The organism is Streptomyces sp. NPDC051211, assembly GCF_040689505.1.
Lineage (GTDB): Bacteria > Actinomycetota > Actinomycetes > Streptomycetales > Streptomycetaceae > Streptomyces.
Window position 1 is genome coordinate 38291 of record NZ_JBFBAV010000018.1, and the last position, 21774, is coordinate 60064.

Annotated in this window: 24 protein-coding genes; 17 read left to right on the top strand and 7 right to left on the bottom strand. The window is 71.0% G+C overall.

Going from position 1 to position 21774, the window contains the following annotated elements:
• Positions 1 to 18 precede the first annotated feature (18 nt).
• The gene (locus AB0447_RS19430; RefSeq protein WP_366477914.1) at positions 19 to 525 is read right to left on the bottom strand and encodes a hypothetical protein; all 507 of its coding nucleotides are present in this window, start codon (positions 523 to 525) and stop codon (positions 19 to 21) included.
• Between the two features lie 246 nt (positions 526 to 771).
• On the opposite strand from AB0447_RS19430, the gene fmt reads away from it, so the two are divergent.
• Both fmt and AB0447_RS19440 read left to right on the top strand, forming a co-directional pair.
• The gene (gene fmt / locus AB0447_RS19435) at positions 772 to 1701 is read left to right on the top strand and encodes a methionyl-tRNA formyltransferase (protein WP_366477915.1); all 930 of its coding nucleotides are present in this window, start codon (positions 772 to 774) and stop codon (positions 1699 to 1701) included.
• A gap of 119 nt (positions 1702 to 1820) precedes the next feature.
• A complete protein-coding gene (locus AB0447_RS19440) occupies positions 1821 to 3266 on the top strand; it encodes a transcription antitermination factor NusB (RefSeq protein ID WP_366477916.1) in 1446 nt (481 codons plus the stop codon).
• Positions 3267 to 3273: 7 nt separating this feature from the next.
• On the opposite strand, the gene AB0447_RS19445 is transcribed toward AB0447_RS19440, so the two are convergent.
• Positions 3274 to 4200, bottom strand: a complete 927-nt coding sequence (locus AB0447_RS19445) for a DMT family transporter (protein ID WP_366477917.1) — start codon at positions 4198 to 4200, stop codon at positions 3274 to 3276.
• A 132-nt stretch (positions 4201 to 4332) separates the two neighbouring features.
• Between AB0447_RS19445 and rpe the strand changes: the two genes are divergently transcribed.
• From rpe to AB0447_RS19465, 4 genes are all read left to right on the top strand, one after another.
• On the top strand, positions 4333 to 5019 hold the full coding sequence (gene rpe, locus AB0447_RS19450) for a ribulose-phosphate 3-epimerase (protein ID WP_366477918.1): 687 nt from the start codon (positions 4333 to 4335) through the stop codon (positions 5017 to 5019).
• 200 nt (positions 5020 to 5219) lie between these two features.
• The gene (locus tag AB0447_RS19455; RefSeq protein ID WP_366478001.1) at positions 5220 to 6233 is read left to right on the top strand and encodes a sugar-binding domain-containing protein; all 1014 of its coding nucleotides are present in this window, start codon (positions 5220 to 5222) and stop codon (positions 6231 to 6233) included.
• Between the two features lie 79 nt (positions 6234 to 6312).
• Positions 6313 to 6735 carry a ribonuclease domain-containing protein gene (locus AB0447_RS19460; protein WP_366477919.1) on the top strand — a complete coding sequence of 141 codons (423 nt, stop codon included), beginning with the start codon at positions 6313 to 6315 and terminating at the stop codon, positions 6733 to 6735.
• Entirely contained in the window at positions 6732 to 7103 is a 372-nt protein-coding gene (locus tag AB0447_RS19465; RefSeq protein ID WP_366477920.1) for a barstar family protein, read from the top strand. The genes AB0447_RS19460 and AB0447_RS19465 overlap by 4 nt, the downstream gene beginning before the upstream one ends.
• 109 nt (positions 7104 to 7212) lie before the next feature.
• On the opposite strand, the gene AB0447_RS19470 is transcribed toward AB0447_RS19465, so the two are convergent.
• From AB0447_RS19470 to AB0447_RS19490, 5 genes are all read right to left on the bottom strand, one after another.
• Positions 7213 to 7677, bottom strand: a complete 465-nt coding sequence (locus AB0447_RS19470) for a group II truncated hemoglobin (protein WP_366477921.1) — start codon at positions 7675 to 7677, stop codon at positions 7213 to 7215.
• Positions 7674 to 8003 carry an antibiotic biosynthesis monooxygenase family protein gene (locus AB0447_RS19475; protein WP_366477922.1) on the bottom strand — a complete coding sequence of 110 codons (330 nt, stop codon included), beginning with the start codon at positions 8001 to 8003 and terminating at the stop codon, positions 7674 to 7676. The genes AB0447_RS19470 and AB0447_RS19475 overlap by 4 nt, the downstream gene beginning before the upstream one ends.
• A gap of 86 nt (positions 8004 to 8089) precedes the next feature.
• Entirely contained in the window at positions 8090 to 8611 is a 522-nt protein-coding gene (locus AB0447_RS19480) for a hypothetical protein (RefSeq protein ID WP_366477923.1), read from the bottom strand.
• 60 nt (positions 8612 to 8671) lie between these two features.
• Positions 8672 to 10387: an FAD-dependent oxidoreductase gene (locus AB0447_RS19485; protein ID WP_366477924.1), complete on the bottom strand. Its 1716-nt coding sequence runs from the start codon at positions 10385 to 10387 to the stop codon at positions 8672 to 8674.
• A complete protein-coding gene (locus AB0447_RS19490; protein ID WP_366477925.1) occupies positions 10384 to 10650 on the bottom strand; it encodes a UBP-type zinc finger domain-containing protein in 267 nt (88 codons plus the stop codon). The genes AB0447_RS19485 and AB0447_RS19490 overlap by 4 nt, the downstream gene beginning before the upstream one ends.
• Before the next feature lie 269 nt (positions 10651 to 10919).
• Here AB0447_RS19490 and AB0447_RS19495 point away from each other — a divergent pair, with 269 nt between their 5' ends.
• The 11 genes from AB0447_RS19495 to glgX are packed head-to-tail and all read left to right on the top strand — an operon-like array spanning position 10920 to position 21774.
• Positions 10920 to 11744, top strand: a complete 825-nt coding sequence (locus tag AB0447_RS19495) for a type 1 glutamine amidotransferase domain-containing protein (protein WP_366478002.1) — start codon at positions 10920 to 10922, stop codon at positions 11742 to 11744.
• Between the two features lie 17 nt (positions 11745 to 11761).
• The gene (locus tag AB0447_RS19500) at positions 11762 to 13417 is read left to right on the top strand and encodes a thiamine pyrophosphate-binding protein (protein ID WP_366477926.1); all 1656 of its coding nucleotides are present in this window, start codon (positions 11762 to 11764) and stop codon (positions 13415 to 13417) included.
• Between the two features lie 29 nt (positions 13418 to 13446).
• Positions 13447 to 13884: a nuclear transport factor 2 family protein gene (locus tag AB0447_RS19505; RefSeq protein ID WP_366477927.1), complete on the top strand. Its 438-nt coding sequence runs from the start codon at positions 13447 to 13449 to the stop codon at positions 13882 to 13884.
• 19 nt (positions 13885 to 13903) lie between these two features.
• Positions 13904 to 14359, top strand: coding sequence for a nuclear transport factor 2 family protein (locus AB0447_RS19510; RefSeq protein WP_366477928.1), 456 nt, complete (start codon positions 13904 to 13906; stop codon positions 14357 to 14359).
• A gap of 11 nt (positions 14360 to 14370) precedes the next feature.
• A complete protein-coding gene (locus AB0447_RS19515; RefSeq protein ID WP_366477929.1) occupies positions 14371 to 14742 on the top strand; it encodes a nuclear transport factor 2 family protein in 372 nt (123 codons plus the stop codon).
• A 15-nt stretch (positions 14743 to 14757) separates the two neighbouring features.
• The gene (locus tag AB0447_RS19520; RefSeq protein WP_366477930.1) at positions 14758 to 16371 is read left to right on the top strand and encodes a GMC oxidoreductase; all 1614 of its coding nucleotides are present in this window, start codon (positions 14758 to 14760) and stop codon (positions 16369 to 16371) included.
• Complete coding sequence (locus AB0447_RS19525) at positions 16364 to 16975, top strand: DJ-1/PfpI family protein (protein ID WP_366477931.1); 612 nt, start codon at positions 16364 to 16366, stop codon at positions 16973 to 16975. The genes AB0447_RS19520 and AB0447_RS19525 overlap by 8 nt, the downstream gene beginning before the upstream one ends.
• A complete protein-coding gene (locus tag AB0447_RS19530; RefSeq protein ID WP_366477932.1) occupies positions 16975 to 17412 on the top strand; it encodes a VOC family protein in 438 nt (145 codons plus the stop codon). The genes AB0447_RS19525 and AB0447_RS19530 overlap by 1 nt, the downstream gene beginning before the upstream one ends.
• 1 nt (position 17413) lies before the next feature.
• Positions 17414 to 19234, top strand: a complete 1821-nt coding sequence (locus AB0447_RS19535; protein ID WP_366477933.1) for an AGE family epimerase/isomerase — start codon at positions 17414 to 17416, stop codon at positions 19232 to 19234.
• 36 nt (positions 19235 to 19270) lie between these two features.
• Entirely contained in the window at positions 19271 to 19645 is a 375-nt protein-coding gene (locus AB0447_RS19540; protein ID WP_366477934.1) for an STAS domain-containing protein, read from the top strand.
• Complete coding sequence (glgX, locus tag AB0447_RS19545; protein WP_366477935.1) at positions 19642 to 21774, top strand: glycogen debranching protein GlgX; 2133 nt, start codon at positions 19642 to 19644, stop codon at positions 21772 to 21774. The genes AB0447_RS19540 and glgX overlap by 4 nt, the downstream gene beginning before the upstream one ends.

Below are 21774 nucleotides of genomic sequence, written 5' to 3' on the forward strand. Positions count from 1 at the left end.
CTGGGGGGCGGGGCGGAATCAGCCGTTGCGGGGGGCCGGGAAGGCCGAGCGGGCAGAGGCCGTGGCCTCCTCGCGGAGGGGCTGCGGGGGGACCGAGCGGGCCGCCGGGACGGTGGGGATGCCCAGCGTCCGCGTGGCCGCGGCCTCGGTCGGCTGCTCCGCCGACTCCGTCGTCTGGGCGCGCCGCGCCCCGTACCGCCGGTGCACGGCCTGCTTGGTGACTCCGAGCGCGGAGCCGACCGCGTCCCACGAGAAGCCGAGTGAGCGGTCGAAGTCGACCGCCGCGGTGACCAGCGTCTCGACGCTGTCCCGCAGTTCCTGCGCGAGGCGGACGGTGGGCGCGGGGGCCCGGCCGTAGACGACGAAGCCGGTGGAGGGACCGGAGCGGCGCGGGCGGTAGACGTTGCCGAGCTGGGCGGTGAGCGTGCGCAGAGCATCCACCTGCCGGCGGACCCGCTCGATGTCCCGCACCAGAAGGTGCAGACTGGCCCGCGCTTGGGCGTCGTGGGTGGCGTGGTCGGCCATGAACAAGCCTCTCGAACCGGTGCTGAAGAGCGGATCGGGCCGCACACACCGTTCAGAACGCGGCCCGTTTCGGTCAATCTCTCTTGACCAACGCTCCATGCGGCAAGGAAGTCACGCCCCGGGGGCGTGTCGGCATATGCGAGAGGCGCGCGTATGTGCGTACGCCCCCTCACCGGCCGCCCCATAGACTGGTGCGCTGCTGCCAGCCGCAGCCGCAACAGCGCCGAGATAGCGAGGTAGGACCCAGTGAAGCTCGTCTTCGCAGGCACCCCCGAGGTCGCCGTGCCCGCCCTGGACGCCCTGATCGCTTCCGGGCGGCACGAGGTGGCCGCGGTCGTCACCCGGCCCGACGCACCCGCCGGCCGCGGCCGCCGCCTGGTCGCGAGCCCCGTCGCCGAGCGCGCCGAAGAGGCCGGCATCGAGGTCCTCAAGCCGGTCCGGCCGAAGGACCCGGAGTTCCAGGCCCGGCTCCGCGAGATCGCCCCGGACTGCTGCCCGGTCGTCGCGTACGGGGCGCTGCTCCCCAAGAGCGCACTGGAGATTCCCAAGCGCGGCTGGGTCAACCTGCACTTCTCGCTGCTGCCGGCCTGGCGCGGCGCGGCGCCCGTACAGCACTCGATCATGGCGGGGGACACGGTGACCGGTGCCTCCACCTTCCAGATCGAGGAGGGGCTGGACTCCGGCCCGGTGTTCGGGGTGCTGACCGAGGAGGTCCGGCCGACCGACACCAGCGGTGACCTGCTGACCCGGCTGGCCTTCGCGGGCGCCGGGCTGCTCGCCGCCACCATGGACGGCATCGAGGACGGCACCCTGCGGGCCGTCCCGCAGCCGGCCGAGGGCATCTCGCTCGCGCCGAAGATCACCGTCGAGGACGCCCGGATCGACTGGGCCGCCCCCGCGCTGCGCGCCGACCGGGTCGTCCGCGGCTGCACCCCGGCGCCGGGCGCGTGGACGGTGTTCCGCGGCGAGCGGCTCAAACTGATCTCGGTGGCCCTGCTGCCGGACCGTGCCGACCTGGCGCCGGGCGCGCTGGCCGTGGCGAAGAACAACGTCTACGTCGGGACCGGCTCGCACGCCGTGGAACTGCTGTGGGTGCAGCCGCAGGGCAAGAAGCCGATGCGCGGCGCCGACTGGGCGCGCGGGGTTCGGATCGCCGCGGGCGAGCGCCTGGGCTGACCCGGCGTACGCTGAGCCGTAGCGCCCCGACCGTCGTTCGACCCCGTTCTTCGTACGTCCTTGCACTTCCTTTCACTTCCTTTCGTAGTTCTTCTCGTATTTCCGGAGCACCTTTCAACGTGAGCGATCAGCCCCGCAGCGCTGGGCGGCAGCCCAAGCCGTACCGCCGTCCGAAGAAGGACCCCGTCCGGATCCTCGCCTTCGAGGCGCTGCGGGCGGTGGACGAGCGGGACGCGTACGCCAACCTCGTGCTGCCGCCGCTGCTGCGCAAGGCCCGCCAGAACGCGGACTTCGACGCGCGGGACGCGGCGCTGGCCACCGAGCTGGTCTACGGGACGCTGCGCCGCCAGGGCACCTACGACGCGATCATCAAGGCCTGCATCGACCGGCCGCTGCGCGAGGTCGACCCGCCGGTGCTGGACGTGCTGTCGCTGGGCGCGCACCAGCTGCTCGGCACCCGGATCCCGACGCACGCCGCGGTCTCCGCCAGCGTGGAGCTGGCGCGGGTCGTGCTGGGCGACGGCCGGGCCAAGTTCGTGAACGCGGTGCTCCGGAAGATTTCCGCGCACGATCTGGACGGCTGGCTGGAGCAGGTCGCCCCGCCCTACGAGAAGGACGCCGAGGACCACCTCGCGGTCGTCCACTCGCACCCGCGCTGGGTCGTCTCCGCGCTGTGGGACTCGCTCGGCGGCGGCCGGGCCGGCATCGAGGACCTCCTCGAAGCCGACAACGAACGGCCCGAGGTCACCCTGGTGGCCAGGCCCGGCCGGTCCACCCCGGAGGAACTGCTCGCCGTCGTCGGCGAGGACTCGGCGCTGCCGGGCCGCTGGTCCCCGTACGCCGTCCGGCTCGCGGAAGGCGGCGAGCCGGGCGCGCTGGAGCCGGTCCGCGAGGGCCGCGCGGGCGTGCAGGACGAGGGCAGCCAGCTGGTCGCGATCGCCCTGGCGAACGCTCCCCTGGACGGCCCGGACCGGCGCTGGCTGGACGGCTGCGCGGGCCCCGGCGGCAAGGCAGCCCTGCTGGGCGCGCTGGCCGCGGAGCGGGGCGCCTTCCTGCTCGCCTCGGAGAAGCAGCCGCACCGGGCCCGGCTGGTGGAGCGGGCGCTGGCCGGCAACCCCGGCCCGTACCAGGTCATCACGGCGGACGGCACCCGGCCGCCGTGGCTGCCCGGCTCCTTCGACCGGGTCCTGATGGACGTGCCCTGCACCGGCCTGGGCGCGCTGCGGCGCCGCCCGGAGGCGCGCTGGCGCCGCCGCCCGGAGGACCTGGACAACTTCGGCCCGCTGCAGCGCGCGCTGCTGCGGGAGGCGCTGTCGGCGGTACGGGTGGGCGGCGTGGTCGGCTACGCCACCTGCTCCCCGCACCTGGCGGAGACCCGCATCGTGGTGGAGGACGTCCTCAAGGGCCGGGGCGCGGGCGCGCAGCCGGTGTCCGCCGAACTGATCGACGCCCGCCCCCTGCTCCCGGGCGTGCCCGCCCTGGGCGACGGCCCCGACATCCAGCTCTGGCCGCACCTGCACGGCACGGACGCGATGTACCTGGCCCTGCTGCGCCGCACCGCCTGACCCCCGGTCAGGGCGACGCGAGGCGGCCCGCACGGCTCGGTGTGCGGTCCGCCGGGCCCGCGGCCCCCTGGGGGCGGCGGGTCAGGGCGACGCCGGTGAGGACGATGGCCATTCCCGCCAGGGTGCGCGGGCCGATCTCCTCGCCGAGCACGAGGGCGCCGAGGGACACGGAGACCACGGGCAGCAGATAGCCCACGGTCGCGGCGCTGGTGGCGCCTTCGTCGGCGACGATCCGGTAGCTGAGGTAGAAGGTCAGGCCGGTGCTGAGGACGCCCAGGGCGGTCACCGCCAGCACGCCGGTCGCGGTGATCCCGGTCGCGGTGACCGGTGCGCCGCCGGCCGTGGGCAGGGCGAGCAGGCTCAGGCCGGTCGCCGTCATCAGCTGGGCCGCCGAGAGGGCGAGCGGGGCGCTGCCCCGGCCGGTGAGTTTGCGGGCCATGTACGCGAAGGCGACCGCGTAGCTGGCGGCCGCGCCCACCAGGGCCAGGGCGTTCCGGCTCAGCAGGCCCGAGGCCTGCCAGGGGGCGAAGATCAGCACGACTCCGGCGAAGCCGAGCACCAGCCCGGCCAGCCGGACCGGGCGCAGCGGCCGGTCGGTGCCCAGTGCGAAGCCGATGAGCAGGGACCACAGGGGTGTGGTGGCGTTGATGACCCCGGCGATTCCGGAGTCCACCGTGCGCTGGCCGAGGGCGAACAGGAGGAACGGGAGCGCGTTGCAGAAGAAGGCGGCCACCAGCAGCCGGAGCCAGGTGGCGCGGTCCCGGGGGAGCCGCTGGCCGGCCAGTGCGGCGAGGACCAGCAGCACCCCCGCGCCGAGCGCGGACCGGACGACGGTGATCTGGACGGGGGTCAGGCCGTTGTCCAGGGCGAGCCGGATCCAGAGGAAGGCCGAGCCCCAGAGAGCGGCAAGGAGAGTCATCCTCACGGCTGTCATGAACAGAACCGTGCCGCGAGCGATCTCTCAGCACAAGTAAATTGTTCTCCGCGTTTGATTAAGCAGTGCTACGCGGTTTCGGAGTTGCGGGGTGGCGGCGGGAAGCGGCGGTGGGCATGGCACGCTTGTCGCATGGCCGTTCAGATCAATCCCAGCATCCTGTCCGCGGACTTCTCCCGACTCGCCGAAGAGGCGAAGGCGGTGAAGGGGGCCGACTGGCTGCACGTCGACGTCATGGACAACCACTTCGTCCCGAACCTCACCCTCGGGATGCCCATCGTGGAGTCCCTCAGCCGCGCCACGGACATTCCGCTGGACCTGCATCTGATGATCGCGGACCCCGACCGCTGGGCCCCGCAGTACGTGGAGGCGGGCGCCGGCTCCGTCACCTTCCACGCCGAGGCCGCCGGGGCGCCCGTACGGCTGGCGCGGGAGATCCGGGCCAAGGGGGCGCGCGCGTCGATGGCGCTGAAGCCGGCCACCCCCATCGAGCAGTACGAGGACATCCTCCCCGAGCTCGACATGCTGCTGATCATGACCGTGGAGCCCGGGTTCGGCGGACAGCCGTTCCTGGACGTGATGCTGCCGAAGATCCGGCGGACCAGGGAGCTGATCGCCAAGCACGGCCTGGAGCTGTGGCTCCAGGTGGACGGCGGTGTCTCGGCCTCCACCATCGAGCGGTGTGCCGAGGCCGGAGCCGACGTGTTCGTCGCGGGCAGCGCGGTCTACGGGGCGGTCGACCCGGCCGCCGCCGTGCGCACCCTGCGCGAGCAGGCGGGCGCCGCGATCGCCGCGGCCCCTTGGGCGTGCGACCACTGACCGGGGGGTGCAGCACTGACTGGGCGTGCGACCACTGACCGGGCGTGCGAGCACGGACTGGGCGTGCGACCACTGAAACAAGCGTTGATGAACAGCTCGGTGAACGCTGGACGTCCGGGCTGATCGGCGGCCGCCGGATCTGACAGGATGAACGGCGAGTCGAGAGTGTGAACAGCAGTGAGGAGAACGCGGTGTCTGCAATGTCGGCGGGACGGTCAGCCCTGCGGATGGGACCCGCGGAGCTGGTGCAGGCGGCGGCCATGGCCCGCCGCTTCTACCTCGAGGGCAAATCCAAGATCCAGATCGCCGAGGAGTTCGGCGTGAGCCGCTTCAAGGTGGCCCGGGTCCTGGAGACCGCCCTGGAGCGGGATCTCGTACGCATCGAGATCCGGGTACCGGCCGAGCTGGACGCGGAGCGCTCGGACGCGCTGCGCGCCCGGTACGGGCTGCGGCACGCCGTGGTCGTCGAATCGCCCGCCGAGGTGACGGAAGACGCGCCCGACCCCGAGAACCTGGGGGCGGTGGCCGCGGACCTCCTCGGCGAGCTGGTCAACGAGGGCGACGTGCTGGGCCTGGCGTGGGGCCGGTCCACGATCCACATGGCCGCGGCCCTGCACCGGCTGCCCCAGTGCACCGTGGTGCAGCTGACCGGGGTGTACGACGCCGGGACGGCCGAGCGCGGGTCGGTGGAGGCGGTACGGCGGGCGGCCCAGGTGTCGGGCGGCGACGCCCACCCGATCTACGCGCCGATGCTGCTGCCCGACCCGGCGACGGCGGCGGCGCTGCGGAACCAGACCGGGATCGCCCGGGCCTTCGAGTACTTCGACAAGGTGACGGTCGCCGCGGTGTCCATCGGCTCCTGGGAGCCGGGCATCTCGACCGTGCACGACATGCTGTCCGACGAGGAGCGGGCGCACTACGCCTCGCTGGGCGTGGCGGCGGAGATGTCGGCGCACCTGTTCGACGCCGAGGGGCGGCGGGTCGGCCGGGACCTCGGGGAGCGGTGCATCACCGTCGAGGCGGACCGGCTGCGGCGGATCCCGGAGGTCGTGGCGATCGCGGGCGGGCTGCGGAAGGCGTCGGCGATCGGGGCGGTCCTGCGGTCCGGGCTGGTGACCAGCCTGGTCACGGACACGGCTGCGGCGGACTACCTGCTGACGGAGTCGGAGCCGGGTCTGCGGCCGGCGCTGGAGCGGGCCGACCCCGACAACTGAGGTGCCGTTCCCTGCCCGGCCCGGGTGCCGGCCCGGTGGCTGATTCGCGGACGAATCGGATATTTGGCACCATCGGCGCATGATCTTCCGGAACGTACCCCGAAGGCTGCTGCAAGCGCTGGGGGCCGTGTTCCTGTGCCTGGCCGTGGCCGCCTGCGGAGGCGGCGGTGGCGTCACCTCGGTGACATCGCCGAGCGTCGTCGCCACGCCCGCATGGGCCGAGGGGATGAAGACGGTCCGGGCGGACGCGCTGCCGCAGCAAGCCCGGGACACCCTCTCCCTGATCGACGAGGGCGGGCCCTACCCCTACCGGCAGGACGGGACGGTCTTCGGCAACTTCGAGCGGCAGCTGCCCCGGCAGAAGCGGGGCTACTACCACGAGTTCACCGTGCAGACGCCGGGGGAGCGGGACCGGGGCGCCCGGCGGATCGTGACGGGTCGGGGCGGGGAGTTCTACTACACGGACGACCACTACCAGACCTTCAAGGCGGTTCTCCGATGACCATGGACCCGCATCCGCTGGCCCCTGCCCTGGCGGCCGCCGAACAGGCGGGCTGGGCAGTCGTACGGCTCGACCTGGACGGCGTACGGACGAAGGCGCGGCTGATGGACGCCTGCGCGGAGGCGTTCGCACTGCCGGAGTGGTTCGGACGGAACTGGGACGCGCTGGCGGACTGCCTGACAGACCTGTCGTGGCTGCCGGAGGTTCCGGGGTGGCTGGTGGCGGTGACGCGCTGGGAGGGGTTGGCCGAGGCCCGGCCGCGCGACTGGGAGGTCTTGCGGGAGGTGCTGGAGGAGGCGGCCGCCTATTGGCGGGAGGCGGAGGTGGAGCCGGCGCTGGAGGTGGTGGTGGCCGCTGCGCGGCGCTAGTTCCCCCACCCCGCCCCTTCCCGAAACCGGGGCTGCGCCCCGGGCCCCCGGGGCTGCGCCCCGGCTCCGTATGTCGGCGGGGCCGGACGAGGCCGACCCCGCCGGGGTTTCAGGACTTCGGGATCCAGGGTGGGGTCTGGCCCCAGCCCCAGATGGGGATCTTGGCCGCGTCCACCGGGGGAGGCTTCTCGCCCGAGTAGATCAGGGCCATGCGGGTGCCCCACTCGATGTAGTAGACGAACACCGCGCGGAACTCGGGGTCCGTGGGCAGCCCGACCTCGTCGGCGGTGTCGAGGAGGAGGTCCACCCAGCGGCGGCGCTGCTTCTCGGTGATCGCGCGGCCCAGGTGCTTGGTGGCCATGTGCTGGTGGCCGCCGTGGTGGGCGGTGTAGTCCGCCGGGCCGCCGAAGACCTCGGAGAGCCAGACGGCCACGTGCCCGGGGTGCTCCTCGTCCATGCCCGCGAAGACCGGGGCCAGGATCTCGTCCTGCAGCGCGTGCCCGTAGAAGGCGTCCGTGAGGCGGTTCATCGCCTCCGCCCCGCCCATCCATTCGTAGATCGTGGGGGTGGTCATGACTGTCCGGAGGCCTTTCCCGTGCCGGCCACGTCCGTGGGGAGGTAGTGCTGCATCTCCTCGATGGCCGTCACGTAGGGGCGGATCGCGCTGAAGAAGGCCGGGAAGTGCTCACCCTTGCGGAAGCCCTGGAGGTGGTCCTCGACGGAGGTCCAGCGGATGCGCAGGATGTACCGCTCCCGCTCCTCCTGGCAGCGCGTCAGCTCGTAGTCGATGCACTCCGGCGCGGCGGCCAGCGATTGGGCGGCCTGCCGGTAGGCGTCCTCGAACGCCGGCTGGTCGTCTAACGCGATCCGGTAGCGGATGTACTCGACGGTCGTGGTCATGTCGTGCCTCTCCCTGTGTTCGGCCGGGCGGGTGCGCGCCGCCGCGCCCACCCTTCCGGATCATCGGTTCGCGGGGGCGGGATCCGTCATTCGGACCCGGACTTCTGGGAGTCGGAGTCCGGTACGTCCGCATCTGTCACGTCGGGTCCCTGTGCGCGGACCCGCTGGACCCGGTCGAGGGAGTCGCGCAGGTCGGCCAGCCAGGATTCGGTGTTGCGGCCCACCAGGCGGACGCACCAGGCGAGGGCGTCGGCCCGGCTGCGGGCTACTCCGCCTGCCACCAGGAGGTCCAGGACCTGGCGTTCCGACTGGCGGAGCCGGGTCATGACCGGTACGGCCAGGTGGGTGAACAGGATGCGCTCGTCACCCACCCGGACGCCCCAGGCGACCTTCCGGCGGTAGAGCTGTTCGGCCTCGCGGGCCACCTCGATGCGCTGCTCCCGGGTGCGCTCACGGAAGTCCGCCGCCGACTCGTCGGCCGGCGGGCGGCCGACCACGGTGATCTCCTCGCGGTCGACCACGACCTCGAGGACCTCCTCGTAGACGTCCACCGGAAGGCGGCCGGCGAACCAGCCGCGGAGCTCTTCTCGCTGTTCTGCTGTAATCATGTAATCAACGTTGCATCCGTTGTGGCCTTGATCACAACCCTCCGCGGCCCGCGTTCGCTCTCAGCCCATCGACCGGTAGCGGTGGATCAGGGAGACGGCCATCGCCCCCTCGCCCACGCCCGAGGCGACCCGCTTGACGGAATGCGCCCGTACGTCGCCCGCCGCGAAGACGCCGGGGACGCTCGTCTCGAGCGGATAGGGGGCGCGCTCCAGGCTCCATTCGGCCGGCAGTTCGCCGCCGTTGGCGATCAGGTCCGAGCCGGTCAGCACGAACCCGTGGTCGTCCCGCTCCACCACCCCGGCCAGCCAGTCCGTGTGCGGGCGGGCGCCGATGAACGTGAACATGAAGCGGGCCGGGATCGTGGTGTCCGTGCCGGTCTCGGAGTCGTGGAGGGTGATCTCCTCCAGGTGCTCGCCGCCTTCCAGGGCGGTGACCGTGGTGTGGACCCTGACCTCGATGTTGGGCGTGCGGTCGATCTCGTCGATCAGGTAGCGGGACATGCTCGCGTCCAGCGACTCGGCGCGGACCAGGATCGTCACCCGGGCCGCGTACTTGGCGAAGTGGATCGCCGCCTGCCCGGCCGAGTTCGCGCCGCCGACGATGAACACGTGCTGGGAGATGCAGGCCGAGCTCTCCGTGGTGGCCGCGCCGTAGTACAGGCCGGCACCCTCGAAACGCTCCGCCCCCGGCGCCTGCAGCCGGTTGTACGCCACCCCGGTGGCCAGCAGCACCGTTTCCGCGGAGATCTCGGTGCCGTCCGCCAGGGTGAGGATCTTCGCCGGGTCGTCCCGGGTCAGCGAGACCACCTCCACCGGGTGCAGGATCTCCGCGCCGAAGCGGGAGGCCTGGATGGTGGCCCGGCGGGTCAGGTCCCCGCCGGACAGGCCCGACGGGAAGCCCAGGTAGTTCTCGATCAGGCTGGAGGTGCCGGCCTGCCCGCCCGGGGCGCGGGAGTCCAGCATCAGGGTGGAGAGGCCCTCGGAGGCGGCGTACACCCCGGCGGCCAGGCCGGCCGGGCCGGCGCCGACGATCACGCACTCGTAGTGCGGGCGGGAGGCGGTGGTGGCCAGGCCCAGCCGCTGGGCGAGCTGGGTGTCGGTCGGCGCGGAGAGCACCGACCCGTCCGGGAAGCGGACCAGCGGGAGCGCCGCATCGGGCTGGGCGGCGATCAGGGTCAGCGCCTCGGGGTCCCGCTCCACGTTGAGGAAACGGAACGGCTGGCCGTTGCGGGTGAAGAAGTCCCGTACGGCGTGGGTGCCTGGGGACACCAGGTGGCCGGCGACGATGATCCCGTCGTACGCCGGCCGGTAGGTGGCCAGCCAGTCCGACAGCAGGTCGTCCAGGACCGGGAAGAGCCGCTCGTGCGGCGGGTCCCAGGGCTTGAGCAGGTAGTAGTCCAGCCGGACCCGGTTGATGGCGGTGATCGCCGCGTCCGTCTCCGCATAGGCCGTCAGCAGTACGCGCCGGGCGTCCGGGAAGCGGCTGACCGCCTCCAGCAGGAACTCGACGCCGGTCACGTCCGGCATGCGCTGGTCGACGAGGAACAGGGCCGGGTCGTGGCCGCGCTCGTCGAGGGAGTCCAGGATCTTCAGCGCGTCGGCGGCCGAGGAGGCGCCCAGCACCCGGTACCGGTCGCCGTAGGCGCTGCGCAGGTCGCGGCGGACGGCCCGCAGCACCTGTGGGTCGTCGTCCACCGCCAGGATGACGGGCTTGCGGTTCTCGGCGCGCGAGGCGGCGTCCGCGGCGCTCCCCGCGGTCTCCGGCGCGGCGCTCACGCCGCGTCCAGCATCAGCTTGTCGGGGTAGCACCAGGCCCAGTCCTCACCCGGCTCGTGGGAGGCGGCGATGGGGTGCCCGGTCGTCCGGAAGTGCTTCGTGGCGTGCCGGTTCTTCGAGGAGTCGCAGCAGCCGACGTGCCCGCAGCTCAGGCACATCCGCAGGTGCACCCAGCCGTCGCCGAGAGCCAGGCACTCCTCGCATCCCTCCGTGCCCGCCCGTACCGGACGTATCTGATCGATGTGCGTGCAGATGGTGTCCATCGCCCCGTCCCTTCCCGTGACGCGTCCCCGTGTTCCGTCCCCATGATTCGTTTCCAGAAGATAGGGCGGGGCCCCGCCGGTGGTTCACCGATTCGGCCGAAGTCAGGAAGTCCGGAACCGACTTCATGACCTCTGCCGACGACTTCCTGAAGTGCCCCGACGACCTGGCCTTCTACCTCACGAAGTCGCATACGGGCGCTTTGACGCAGGCCCGGGACGCCACCAGTGTGGAGCACGCCAACGACAACAGGCGGCGCCTGGAGGAATCCGTGAGCAGAAAGATTCTGGTCATTGTCTCCGAACACGGTTACTGGGCCGAAGAACTGATAGGCCCCGTATCGAAGTTCGATGAGCGGGGCTACGAAGTCGTATTCGCCACCCCGACCGGAAAGCGCGCGCACGCACTTCCGCCGAGTCTCGACGCGAACTACATCGACCCGCCGCTGGGCCGCTCGGTGACCACCGAGGAGAACGCCCGGCTGGGACGCGAGTTCGAGCAGTCGAGCCGGCTGGACTCGCCGCTCGACATCGAGGCCTGGGTGCCCGAGCGCCCGTACACGAGCGACGAGGGCTATCTGCGCAAGCTGGAGCAGTACCACCGCGATCTCGACAAACTCGACGCGGACATCGCCGACTACGACGCGATCCTCATCGTGGGCGGCAGCGGCCCGATCGCCGACCTCGCCAACAACGAGCGGGTCCACGCCCTGATCCTGGCCTTCGAGAAGGCCGGCAAGGTCGTGGCCGCCGAGTGCTACGGCGTGGCCTGCCTGGCCTTCGCCCGGGACTGGAGCGACCGCAAGAGCATCATCCGGGGCAAGCACGTCACCGGCCACTGCAAGGAGTACGACTACAAGGACGGCACCGGATTCCTCGGTACCGACTTCAACATGGGCCCGCCCCCCTACCCGCTGGAGTACATCCTGCGCGACGCCACCGGCCCGCGCGGCGCGTACCACGGCAATTTCGGAAAGCCCGTCTCGGTGATCGTGGACTTCCCGTTCGTCACGGGGCGTTCGACTCCCGACTCGTACCTCACGGGTCAGAAGATCGTGGAAGTCCTGGAGGACGGTCTCACCCGGTACGGGTGGTAACAATAGGGGGAAACGGCATGGGGTCCACGCCGAAAAAGCAGCCCACTCCCGGACGGGAAAGGCTGATCGAGCAGTTCAAGGCCGACGGCCTGAATGTGATGTTCGGGAATCCGGGAACCGTGGAACAGGGATTCCTCGACGCGGTGGACGCGGCGGAGGACTTCCGGTACATCCTCGCCCTCCAGGAGACCGTGGCCGCCGGCATCGCCGACGGCTACGCCCGGGCCACCGGCGGTGCCGCCCTGCTCCAGCTGCACTCCGGTGTGGGCCTGGGCAACGGCATCGGCATGCTCTACCAGTCGCTCCGCGGCCACACCCCGCTGGTCGTGGTCGCGGGCGACGCGGGGGTCCGGTACGACGCCATGGACGCCCAGATGGCCGCCGACCTGGTGGCCATGGCCCGCCCGGTCACCAAGTACGCGACCCGGGTCACCGACCCGAACTCGGTCCTGCGCACCATCCGGCGGGCCGTGAAGATCGCGCTCACCCCGCCGCGCGGACCGGTGTTCGTCGCCCTCCCGATGGACGTACTGGACGAGCTCAACTCCGAGCCGGTGCTGCCGGCCACCGTGCCGCTCACCGATGTGGCGCCCTCACCGGCCTCGGTGGGGCGGGCCGCCCAACTGCTCGCCCCGGCGGAGCGGCCGGTGGTCCTGATCGGTGACGGGGTGTCGCTCTCCGGCGCCCAGAACGAACTCGCCGCCGTCGCCGAGCTGCTGGGCGCCGACGTGTACGAGGTGGACTCCTCCGAGGTCAACATCGCGGCCTCGCACCCGCTGCGGCGCGGCCAGACCGGCCACATGTTCGGCCCGCACAGCAAGGCGCTCGTGCAGGACGCGGACGCGGTGCTGATCGTCGGCACCTATGTGTTCCCCGAGGTCTTCCCGGAACTGGCCAGCCCGTTCCGGGACGGTGCCCGGATCGTCCACATCGACCTCAACGCCTACGAGATCGCCAAGAACCACCCGGTGGACCTGGGCCTGGCCGCCGACCCCAAGCAGGCGCTGCGCGCCCTGGCCGGGGTGCTGGAACGGGAGATCAGCCCGCAGCGGCGGGCGGCCGCGGCCGCCCGGCTGGACGTCCGCACCCGGGAGCGGGCCCGCGAGACCGGGGCCGCAGCCGACGACGGCACGCCGATGGCCGTCTTCCTGCGCACCCTGGCCGAGCGGACCGGCGGCGACCTGATCGTCTTCGACGAGGCGCTCACCACCTCGCCGCTGGTCACCCGCCATCTGCCGGCGGAGCGGCCTGGGGACTACCACCTCACCCGGGGCGGCTCGCTCGGGGTCGGCTTCCCGGGCGCGGTCGGGGCCAAACTGGCCCGTCCGGACCGGCTGGTCGTCGGGTTCGCCGGCGACGGCGGGTCGATGTACACGTACCAGGCGCTGTGGACCGCCGCCCGGCACGGCATCGACGCGAAGTTCGTCGTCTGCAACAACCGCAAGTACCGGCTGCTCGACGACAACATCGCGCAGTACTGGCGGGAACGGGACATCGCCGCGCACGAGTTCCCCGGCTCCTTCGACCTCTCCCACCCCGAGATCGACTTCGCCGGGCTGGCCCGCGCGCTGGGGGCCGGCGGGATGCGGGTGGAGAAGCCGGACGAGGCCGTCGCGGCGGTGGGCCGGATGCTCGGCCACCCCGGCCCGTTCCTCGTCGACATCCAGATCTGAGACATCCCAGGCAGAGAGAGGGAGGACGCATGCCCGCCGAGCGGCTGACCGAGGACACGATCCGCAGCTTCGCCGAGAAGTGGTACGCGGCCCTGGACCAGCACATTCCGCTGGACCAGGTGCTGAAGTTCATCACCGCGGACCTGGAGTTCAAGGTCCCCGAGGACACCTTCACCGGCCACCAGGGCTTCGGACGGTGGTACGCGGCCGTCACCAACCGGTTCTTCGACGAGGTGCACACCGTCACCAAGGTCGAGCCGGTCATCGAGGACGCGGGCGGCCGCGCCACCGTGCGGGTGCTGGTCAACTGGCAGGCCAAGATCTGGGACGCGCCGGGCCCCCGCAGCCAGTGGCTCGGCTTCGACGCCGACCAGACCTGGATCCTCGTACCCGGTCCGGAGGGGCCGCAGATCAAGACGTACGTGGTCAACGAACTGGCGCCGATGCCCGGTTCGGGCAACCTGTGAGAGAGCTGCGAGGCAGACGATGACCGAGGTGACACGGGAGCGGGTGCAGGCCGCCTACCGGGCGCTGGGCTCCGGGGACCGCGACCGGATCCTGGAGTACTACGCGGAGGACCTGCGCTGGCTGGTCCCCGGCAACCACCCGCTGGCCGGCTGGTACGAGAGCCTGGACGCCTTCCTGGAACTGATGGGGCAGACCCACAAGCTGACCGGCGGCACCTTCCGGATGGACCTGGAGGCCGTGCTGATCGGCGAGGACTGTTCCGCCGACGTGTGCCGCAACGTCGCCCAGCGGGCGGGCGCGGCCGAGTCGGGAGCCTCCGGGTACGAGCGGATGGACTACCAGGTCTTCCACTTCATGCGCTGGCGCGACGGCCGGATCGTCGAGGGCCGCGACGGCCTGTTCGGCGACTCGGCCACGGCCTTCAGCCAGTTCTGGGCCCCGTTCGGCCCGGACGGCATCCGCAGGGACCGATGAGGGGGAGTGCGATGGACGCGCGTCAGATCCTGACGGAGTACTACCGGTACGCGAACGCCGGGGACTGGGACCGCTGGTGCGACCTGTTCGCCGAGGACCAGGTCATGGACGAGCAGCTGGCCGGGCACATCGAGGGCCTGGACACCCTGCGCTCGATGATGAAGGGCATGGGGGACATGTACCGGGTCTTCCAGAACAAGCCCGTCCACTTCCTCGTCGACGGCGAGAAGGCGGCGGCCGTCTCCCACCTGAGCGCGGTCAGCGCCTCCGGGGAGGCCATCGAGGCCGAGGTCATGAACTTCTTCCGGATCGTCGACGGAAAGATCGCCTACATGGCGAACTACCACGACACGGTCCCCTTCCAGGTCCTGAGCCAGGGCTGAGGGGGCGGTGATCCGATGGGCACCCGTGGAAGCACCGAGTACGACTACGTGATCGTGGGCTCCGGCACCGCCGGCAGCGTCCTGGCCAACCGGCTCTCCGAGGACCCGGACGTCTCGGTCCTCGTCCTGGAGGCCGGCGGCTCCCGCATCCCGCCCGAGGTGGACGACCCGTCGTCCTGGTACAAGCTGCTCGGCGGGCCCGTGGACTGGGGCTACACCAGCGTCCCGCAGCCCGGCCTGGACGGCCGCCGCACCTACGAACCGCGCGGGAAGGCACCCGGCGGCAGCAGCAACCTGTACATCATGATGCACATCCGGGGCCACGCCTCGGACTTCGACAACTGGGCCTACCAGGGCGCGGCCGGCTGGGCCTACGAGGACGTCCTGCCGTACTTCGCGCTGCTGGAGGCGCAGGAGGACGTCACCGCCGCCACCACCGGCACCCGGGGCCCGCAGCGGATCACGAACGCCGGCCGGCACAACCCCAACCCGGTCTCCCGCGCCTTCATCGACGCCGCCGTCGAGCTCGGCCACCAGGAGATCGCCGACTTCAACACCGGCGGCCCGCGCGGCGGACTGTTCGGCACCGGCTGGCACCACATCGACGTGGCCGACGGCCGCCGCCAGGGCACCCTGGCCTCCTACCTGGAACCGGCACTCACCCGGCCCAACCTCACCCTGCGGACCGGCGCCCACACCACCCGGCTGCTCTTCGACGGGGACACCTGCACCGGCGCCGAGTACGTCCAGACGACCCCGCCCGCCGATTTCGCCGGACGGACCGTGCAGGACGCGGGCGGCACCACCGGGGAGCCGGGCACCCACACCGTCCGGGCCCGCCGCGAGGTGATCGTGGCGGCCGGGGCCATCGAATCGCCCAAGCTGCTGCTGCTCTCCGGCATCGGCTCCCCGGACCGGCTGCGCGAGCACGACATCGCGGTCACCGCGGCCGTACCGGGCGTCGGCGAGAACTTCCACAACCACGTGCTGACCGGCCTGATGGCCGAGGTCACCCAGGAGCTCCCGGCACCGGCCCAGAACCTGTCCGAGAGCGCGCTGTTCCTGTCCTCGCAGCCAGGCCTGCCCGCCCCGGACCTGCAGATCGCCTTCGTCCACGTGCCCTTCGACGTGATCGTCGGCCAGGACCACCCCGACACGGTGTCCATCCTGCCCGGAGTGGTCCGGCCGGTGTCCCGCGGCTGGATCCGGCTGGCCGGCCCCGACCCGCTGGCACACCCGCTGATCCACCCCAACTACCTCGGGGACCGCTGGGACCTGGAGCGGATGGTGCAGGGCATCAAGCTCGCCCGGGAGATCTTCGCGACCTCCGCGTTCTCGCCCTGGTACAAGCAGGAACTCCAGCCGGGGCCCGGGTTCGTGAGCGACGAGGAGCTGCGGACCTTCGCCCGGCAGAAGTCCGAGAGCTACCACCACCAGGCCGGCTCCTGCCGGATGGGCATCGACGACCTCGCCGTCGTCGACCCCCGGCTGCGGGTGCACGGCGTACGGAACCTGCGGGTGGTGGACGCGAGCGTGATGCCCGCGGTGCCGTCCGGCAACTGCCACACCGCCATCGCGATGATCGCCGAACGCGCGGCGGACTTCCTCAAGGGGGAATCCCGTGCCTGACGCAGTGCTGCGCGAGGGAGCGCTGACCGGGACCCGGATCGCGGTCCTGGTCGAGAGCGACTTCTACGAGCCGGAGATCTTCTACTACCGGCACCGGTTCGCCGAGGAGGGTGCCGAGGTCGACTTCCTGACCCGGCTGTGGGGCAACGACTCCATCACCTTCTCCGGGCACGAGTACCGGGCGCCGTTCACCGCCGACCAGTCCCTGGAGGGGCTGAGCGACGAGGAGCTGCGCCGGTACGCGGCCGTCATCGTGCCCTCGGGCATGGTCGCCGACCGGCTGCGCTACACCGAGGACGTGGACGTGCTGGCGCCCGCCACGGAGCTGCTGCGCCGGGCCTTCGAGGAGCCGACGGTCCTCAAGGGGATCATCTGCCACGGCATGTGGCTGGCCTCCTCCATCCCCGGCAAGGTGCGCGGCCGCAAGGTGGTCTGCCACAACAACCTCATCGGCGACGTCCGCAACATGGGCGCCCAGTACGTGGACGAGGACGTGGTCGTCGACGGCGACCTGGTCACCGGCCGCACCGGCGCCCACCACCACCTCTTCGCGCGCCGGATCATCGAGCTGATCGCCGCCGGGCGGGGGCGGGGGGCCGGCTGATGCGCTGGTCCCACGTGGGCCTCAACTGCACCGACCAGAAGACCACCGAGGAGTTCTACAGCCGGTACTTCGGGTTCGCCCGGGCCCGCGTGGTGGACCTCGGCGACTCGCAGATCGTCTTCCTGCGCAAGGGGGACGCCTACCTGGAGCTGTTCCCCGCCGGCGGGCCCGCCGCCCGGCAGGCCCGGGACGACGGGCCGCAGGCCCCCGGCCGGATGCGCCACCTCGCCTTCCAGACCGACAGTGTCGACGCCTTCCTCGCGGAGATCGGGGACGCCGCCGACGTGACGCTCGGCCCGCTGGACTTCGACGACTTCATCTGCGGCTGGCGGACCGTCTGGGTCCGCGATCCCGACGGAGTGATCGTCGAGGTCAGTCAGGGATTCGAGGACGACGACCGCTCTCACGAGGGCTCTCACGACAAGGACGGTGCATGACATGGCGGACGCCGTGAGCTTCTCCTTCTCCGACACCATCGCGGGCTACGTCGGCCGCTTCGACTCCGAGTCCCGGCTGCTGCGGCTGAAGACCGCCGACGGCCGCGAGTTCGACCTCTCGCTCGCCTCCGGGCCCAGCGCCGAGCTGGTCCGCAACCTCGACGAGCCGTACATCGACGCGTCCGGCCACCTCGACGAGATGCTCTCGCCCGGGCGGTTCCTCTTCGCGTACGGCGTCCACTACCCGGAGAAGGGCGGCCGGTTCGAGGCCAAGCGGCTGGTGTTCCTGGGCCGCGGTGCCGAGGACTACCGGTTCGAGGAGGCCGGCTGGTGGGTCAAGCAGATCGAGTCCCTGGCCTCCTTCTACCGCAAGGCCCAGTTCGGCGACGGCCCGGTCGACTTCACCGAGTACCGGACCGAGATCCGGCTCGGCGGCGACAAGACCGCCAGCCACGTCCAGGAGACCGACACGATCTCCCGGCTGGTGTACGGCATGGCATCGGCCTACCTGCTGACCGGCAAGGACGAGTACCTGGAGGTCGCCGAGCGCGGCACCGAGTACCTGCGCAAGCACATGCGGGTCGTGGACAGCGAGGAGGACGTGGTCTTCTGGTACCACGGCGTCAGCGTGGACGGGGACACCGAACGCAAGCTGTTCACCTCGGAGTTCTCTGACGACTACGACGCGATCCCGATGTACGAGCAGATCTACGCGCTCGCCGGCCCGATCCAGACCTACCGGGTCACCGGTGACATCCGGATCAAGAACGACGCGGACGCCACCATCCGGCTGTTCGACAAGTTCTTCAAGGACGAGGAGCAGGGCGGCTACTACTCGCACATCGACCCGATCCTGTTCAGCGCGGACCACGAGTCGCTGGGCGAGAACGCCGAGCGGAAGAACTGGAACTCGGTCGGCGACCACGCGCCCGCCTACCTGATCAACCTGTACCTGGCGACCGGCGAGCAGCGCTACGCCGACTTCCTCGAGTACACCTTCGACACCATCGCCGACAAGTTCCCGGACTACAAGAACAGCCCGTTCGTCCAGGAGCGCTTCTTCCGCGACTGGTCGCACGACACCGCGCACAGCTGGCAGCAGAACCGTGCGGTGGTCGGCCACAACCTGAAGATCGCCTGGAACCTGCTGCGGATGAACTCCCTCAAGGCCAAGCCGGCCTACGAGGAGCTCGCCCGCAAGATCGGCGAGATCATGCCGGAGGTCGGCAGCGACCGGCAGCGCGGCGGCTGGTACGACGTGGTCGAGCGGATCAAGTCCGGCGACGAGGAGACGTATCGTTTCGCCTGGCACGACCGCAAGGCCTGGTGGCAGCAGGAGCAGGCGATCCTCGCCTACCTCATCCTGCACGGCACCCTCGGCGGCGAGGACTTCCGCAAGGAGGCCCGCCAGGCGGAGGCCTTCTACAACACCTTCTTCCTCGACCACGACGAGGGAGCCGTCTACTTCAACGTGCTCGCCAGCGGCACGCCGTACCTGCTCGGCACCGAGCGGCTCAAGGGCAGCCACTCGATGTCCATGTACCACTCGGCGGAGCTGTGCTACCTCGCCGCCGTCTACAACAACCTGCTCATCAACGGCCGGGAGATGGACTTCCACTTCAAGCCCGACCCGACCGACCTGCCCGACCGCGTCCTGCGCGTCTCGCCCGACCTGCTGCCCGCGGGCTCGGTGACGATCGCGTCCGTCGAGATCGACGAGAAGCCGTGGACGGAGTTCGACGCCGCCGGCCTCACCGTCCGGCTGCCCGACGTCCAGGGCCGGGTCAAGGTCAAGGTCCGGCTGCGGCCGGAGACCAAGTAGCGCCAACGGGGGCGCCCCGGAAAGAGGGGAAACAAGATGACTCTCAACGTCAAGGAACGCCGGAACAAGACGGGCACCGTGCTCGTCGCCACCGGTGAGATCAACAGCGAGACCTCCGGCTCCCTGCTGGAGGCCCTGCTGCCGCTGGTCCGCGAGGGCCGGCCGCTGAAGATCGACCTCACCGCCGTCACCTACGTCTCCAGCGCCGGCCTGCGGACCCTGCTCGTGGTCTACCGCGAGGCCCAGCACGCCGGGGTCGCCGTCACCCTCTACGGGGTGAGCGAGGAAGTCCGGTTCGTCATGTCGGCCACCGGCTTCCTCGACTTCTTCGAAACCGGCGAGGCCGCGGCCGCCAACGCCAAGGCCAACGCCAACGCCAAGGCCAAGGCCACGGCCAGGGCAGCCCGATGACCGAAGCCCACAGCGAGCAGGTCCTGCGCGTCGACGCGTACCCGACCCACGAGGTGGGCGGGTACCGCGTCCGCGCCGGCAAACCGTTCCCGTTCGGGGCCAACGTGGTCCCCGGCGGAGTCAGCTTCTCCGTCTTCTCCGACCAGGCCACCTCCATGACCCTGGTCATCTACAAGCGCGGAGAGCCCGAGCCGATGGCCGAGCTGGAGTTCCCCGACGAATTCCGCATGGGCAGCGTCTTCGCCATGACCGTCTTCGGCCTCGACCACGAGAACATCGAGTACGGCTACCGCGCGGACGGGCCCTTCGACCCGGTCGTCGGCCACCGCTTCGACGCCCGCCAGGTCCTCTCCGACCCCTACGCCCGGCTGATCGCCGGCCGCGACGTGTGGGGCGTACCGCCGGACTACAGCCGCGGTTACCAGTACCGGTCGCGGGTCTGCCTGCAGGACTTCGACTGGGGCGACGACACGCCGCTGCGGATCCCCGCCGAGGACCTCGTCGTGTACGAGGCCCACGTCCGCGGGTTCACGAGGCACCCCAACTCGGGCGTCACCGCCCCCGGCACCTTCGCGGGCCTGCGGGAGAAGATCCCGTACCTGAAGGAGCTCGGGGTGAACTGCATCGAGCTGCTGCCCGTGTTCGAGTTCGACGAGAGCGACAACCCGCGCAGCAACCCGGAGACCGGCGAGAAGCTCTACGACTACTGGGGCTACAACACCGTCTCGTTCTTCGCGCCCAAGGCCGGCTACGCGGCCACCGGACGCTACGGCATGCAGGGCGACGAGTTCCGCACCCTGATCAAGGAGCTGCACGCGGCCGGCATCGAGGTCATCCTCGACGTGGTGTTCAACCACACCGCCGAGGGCAACGAGATGGGCCCGACCATCAGCTTCAAGGGCCTCGACAACGCCACGTACTACATGCTCACCCCGGAGGGGTACTACTTCAACTTCAGCGGCACCGGCAACACGGTCAACTGCAACCACCCCGTGGTCCGCAACTACGTACTGGACTGCCTGCGCCACTGGGTCGCCGACTACCACATCGACGGCTTCCGCTTCGACCTCGCGGCCATCCTCGGCCGGGCCCTGGACGGCACCCCGCTGCCCAACCCGCCGCTGCTGGAACTGCTCGCCTTCGACCCCGTCCTGCGGCACACCAAGCTCATCGCCGAGGCCTGGGACGCGGCCGGGCTCTACGAGGTCGGCAACTTCCCGGCGTACGGCCGCTGGGCCGAATGGAACGGCAAGTACCGCGACACAGTACGCCGCTTCATCAAGGGCGACGCGGGCGTCACCGGGGAGCTCGCCACCCGCCTCGCCGGCTCGCCCGACCTGTACACCGGCCGCGGACCCGCCGCCTCCGTCAACTTCCTGACGGCGCACGACGGCTTCACCCTCGCCGACCTGGTCTCGTACAACGACAAGCACAACGAGGCCAACGGCGAGAACAACAACGACGGGGCCAACGACAACAACAGCTGGAACTGCGGGGCCGAGGGACCCACCGAGGACCCGGAGATCAACCGGCTGCGGCTGCGGCAGATGAAGAACGCCCTGGCCATCCTCCTCACCAGCCAGGGCATCCCGATGCTCCTGTCCGGGGACGAGGTCGGCCGCACCCAGCAGGGCAACAACAACACCTACTGCCAGGACAACGAGCTCTCCTGGTTCGACTGGGACCAGGTCGAATCCAGCGCGGAACTCCTGAACTTCACCCAGCAGATGATCGCCTTCCGCATGCGCCACCGGGAGCTCCGCTCCACCGAGCACCCCACCGGCGCGGTCCGGCCCGACCTGGGCCTGCCCGACATCAGCTGGCACGGGGAACGGGCCTGGCAGCCCGACTGGTCGCCGGACAGCCGGCTGCTGGCGGTGGCCCGCTGCGGACCCGGGGACGACGACGTGGTGTACGTGGCCATGAACTCGCACTGGGAGGCGCACGACCTGGAGCTGCCCGCGCTGCCGGGGCGGCGGACCTGGCACCTGTTCGCCGACACCGGGGCCGAGGCGCCGTACGACATCCGCACCCCCGGCACGGAGCCCGAACTGGACAACGCCGGCAAGTACCTGATCGGCCCGCGCTCAGTGGTGATCCTCGTGGGCCGCACCAACGAAGGAGACTGA

What these genes read in the sequence shown, in the direction of transcription:
- AB0447_RS19530 (WP_366477932.1), top strand. Translation starts at nt 16,975, where the DNA reads ATGCGCTGGTCCCACGTGGGCCTCAACTGCACCGACCAGAAGACCACC.
- AB0447_RS19510 (WP_366477928.1), top strand. Translation starts at nt 13,904, where the DNA reads ATGACCGAGGTGACACGGGAGCGGGTGCAGGCCGCCTACCGGGCGCTG.
- AB0447_RS19515 (WP_366477929.1), top strand. Translation starts at nt 14,371, where the DNA reads ATGGACGCGCGTCAGATCCTGACGGAGTACTACCGGTACGCGAACGCC.
- AB0447_RS19500 (WP_366477926.1), top strand. Translation starts at nt 11,762, where the DNA reads ATGGGGTCCACGCCGAAAAAGCAGCCCACTCCCGGACGGGAAAGGCTG.
- rpe (WP_366477918.1), top strand. Translation starts at nt 4,333, where the DNA reads ATGGCCGTTCAGATCAATCCCAGCATCCTGTCCGCGGACTTCTCCCGA.
- AB0447_RS19430 (WP_366477914.1), bottom strand. Translation starts at nt 525, where the DNA reads ATGGCCGACCACGCCACCCACGACGCCCAAGCGCGGGCCAGTCTGCAC.
- AB0447_RS19505 (WP_366477927.1), top strand. Translation starts at nt 13,447, where the DNA reads ATGCCCGCCGAGCGGCTGACCGAGGACACGATCCGCAGCTTCGCCGAG.
- AB0447_RS19540 (WP_366477934.1), top strand. Translation starts at nt 19,271, where the DNA reads ATGACTCTCAACGTCAAGGAACGCCGGAACAAGACGGGCACCGTGCTC.
- AB0447_RS19460 (WP_366477919.1), top strand. Translation starts at nt 6,313, where the DNA reads ATGATCTTCCGGAACGTACCCCGAAGGCTGCTGCAAGCGCTGGGGGCC.
- AB0447_RS19455 (WP_366478001.1), top strand. Translation starts at nt 5,220, where the DNA reads ATGTCGGCGGGACGGTCAGCCCTGCGGATGGGACCCGCGGAGCTGGTG.
- AB0447_RS19445 (WP_366477917.1), bottom strand. Translation starts at nt 4,200, where the DNA reads ATGACAGCCGTGAGGATGACTCTCCTTGCCGCTCTCTGGGGCTCGGCC.
- AB0447_RS19490 (WP_366477925.1), bottom strand. Translation starts at nt 10,650, where the DNA reads ATGGACACCATCTGCACGCACATCGATCAGATACGTCCGGTACGGGCG.
- AB0447_RS19480 (WP_366477923.1), bottom strand. Translation starts at nt 8,611, where the DNA reads ATGATTACAGCAGAACAGCGAGAAGAGCTCCGCGGCTGGTTCGCCGGC.
- AB0447_RS19475 (WP_366477922.1), bottom strand. Translation starts at nt 8,003, where the DNA reads ATGACCACGACCGTCGAGTACATCCGCTACCGGATCGCGTTAGACGAC.
- AB0447_RS19520 (WP_366477930.1), top strand. Translation starts at nt 14,758, where the DNA reads ATGGGCACCCGTGGAAGCACCGAGTACGACTACGTGATCGTGGGCTCC.
- glgX (WP_366477935.1), top strand. Translation starts at nt 19,642, where the DNA reads ATGACCGAAGCCCACAGCGAGCAGGTCCTGCGCGTCGACGCGTACCCG.
- AB0447_RS19465 (WP_366477920.1), top strand. Translation starts at nt 6,732, where the DNA reads ATGACCATGGACCCGCATCCGCTGGCCCCTGCCCTGGCGGCCGCCGAA.
- AB0447_RS19470 (WP_366477921.1), bottom strand. Translation starts at nt 7,677, where the DNA reads ATGACCACCCCCACGATCTACGAATGGATGGGCGGGGCGGAGGCGATG.
- AB0447_RS19535 (WP_366477933.1), top strand. Translation starts at nt 17,414, where the DNA reads ATGGCGGACGCCGTGAGCTTCTCCTTCTCCGACACCATCGCGGGCTAC.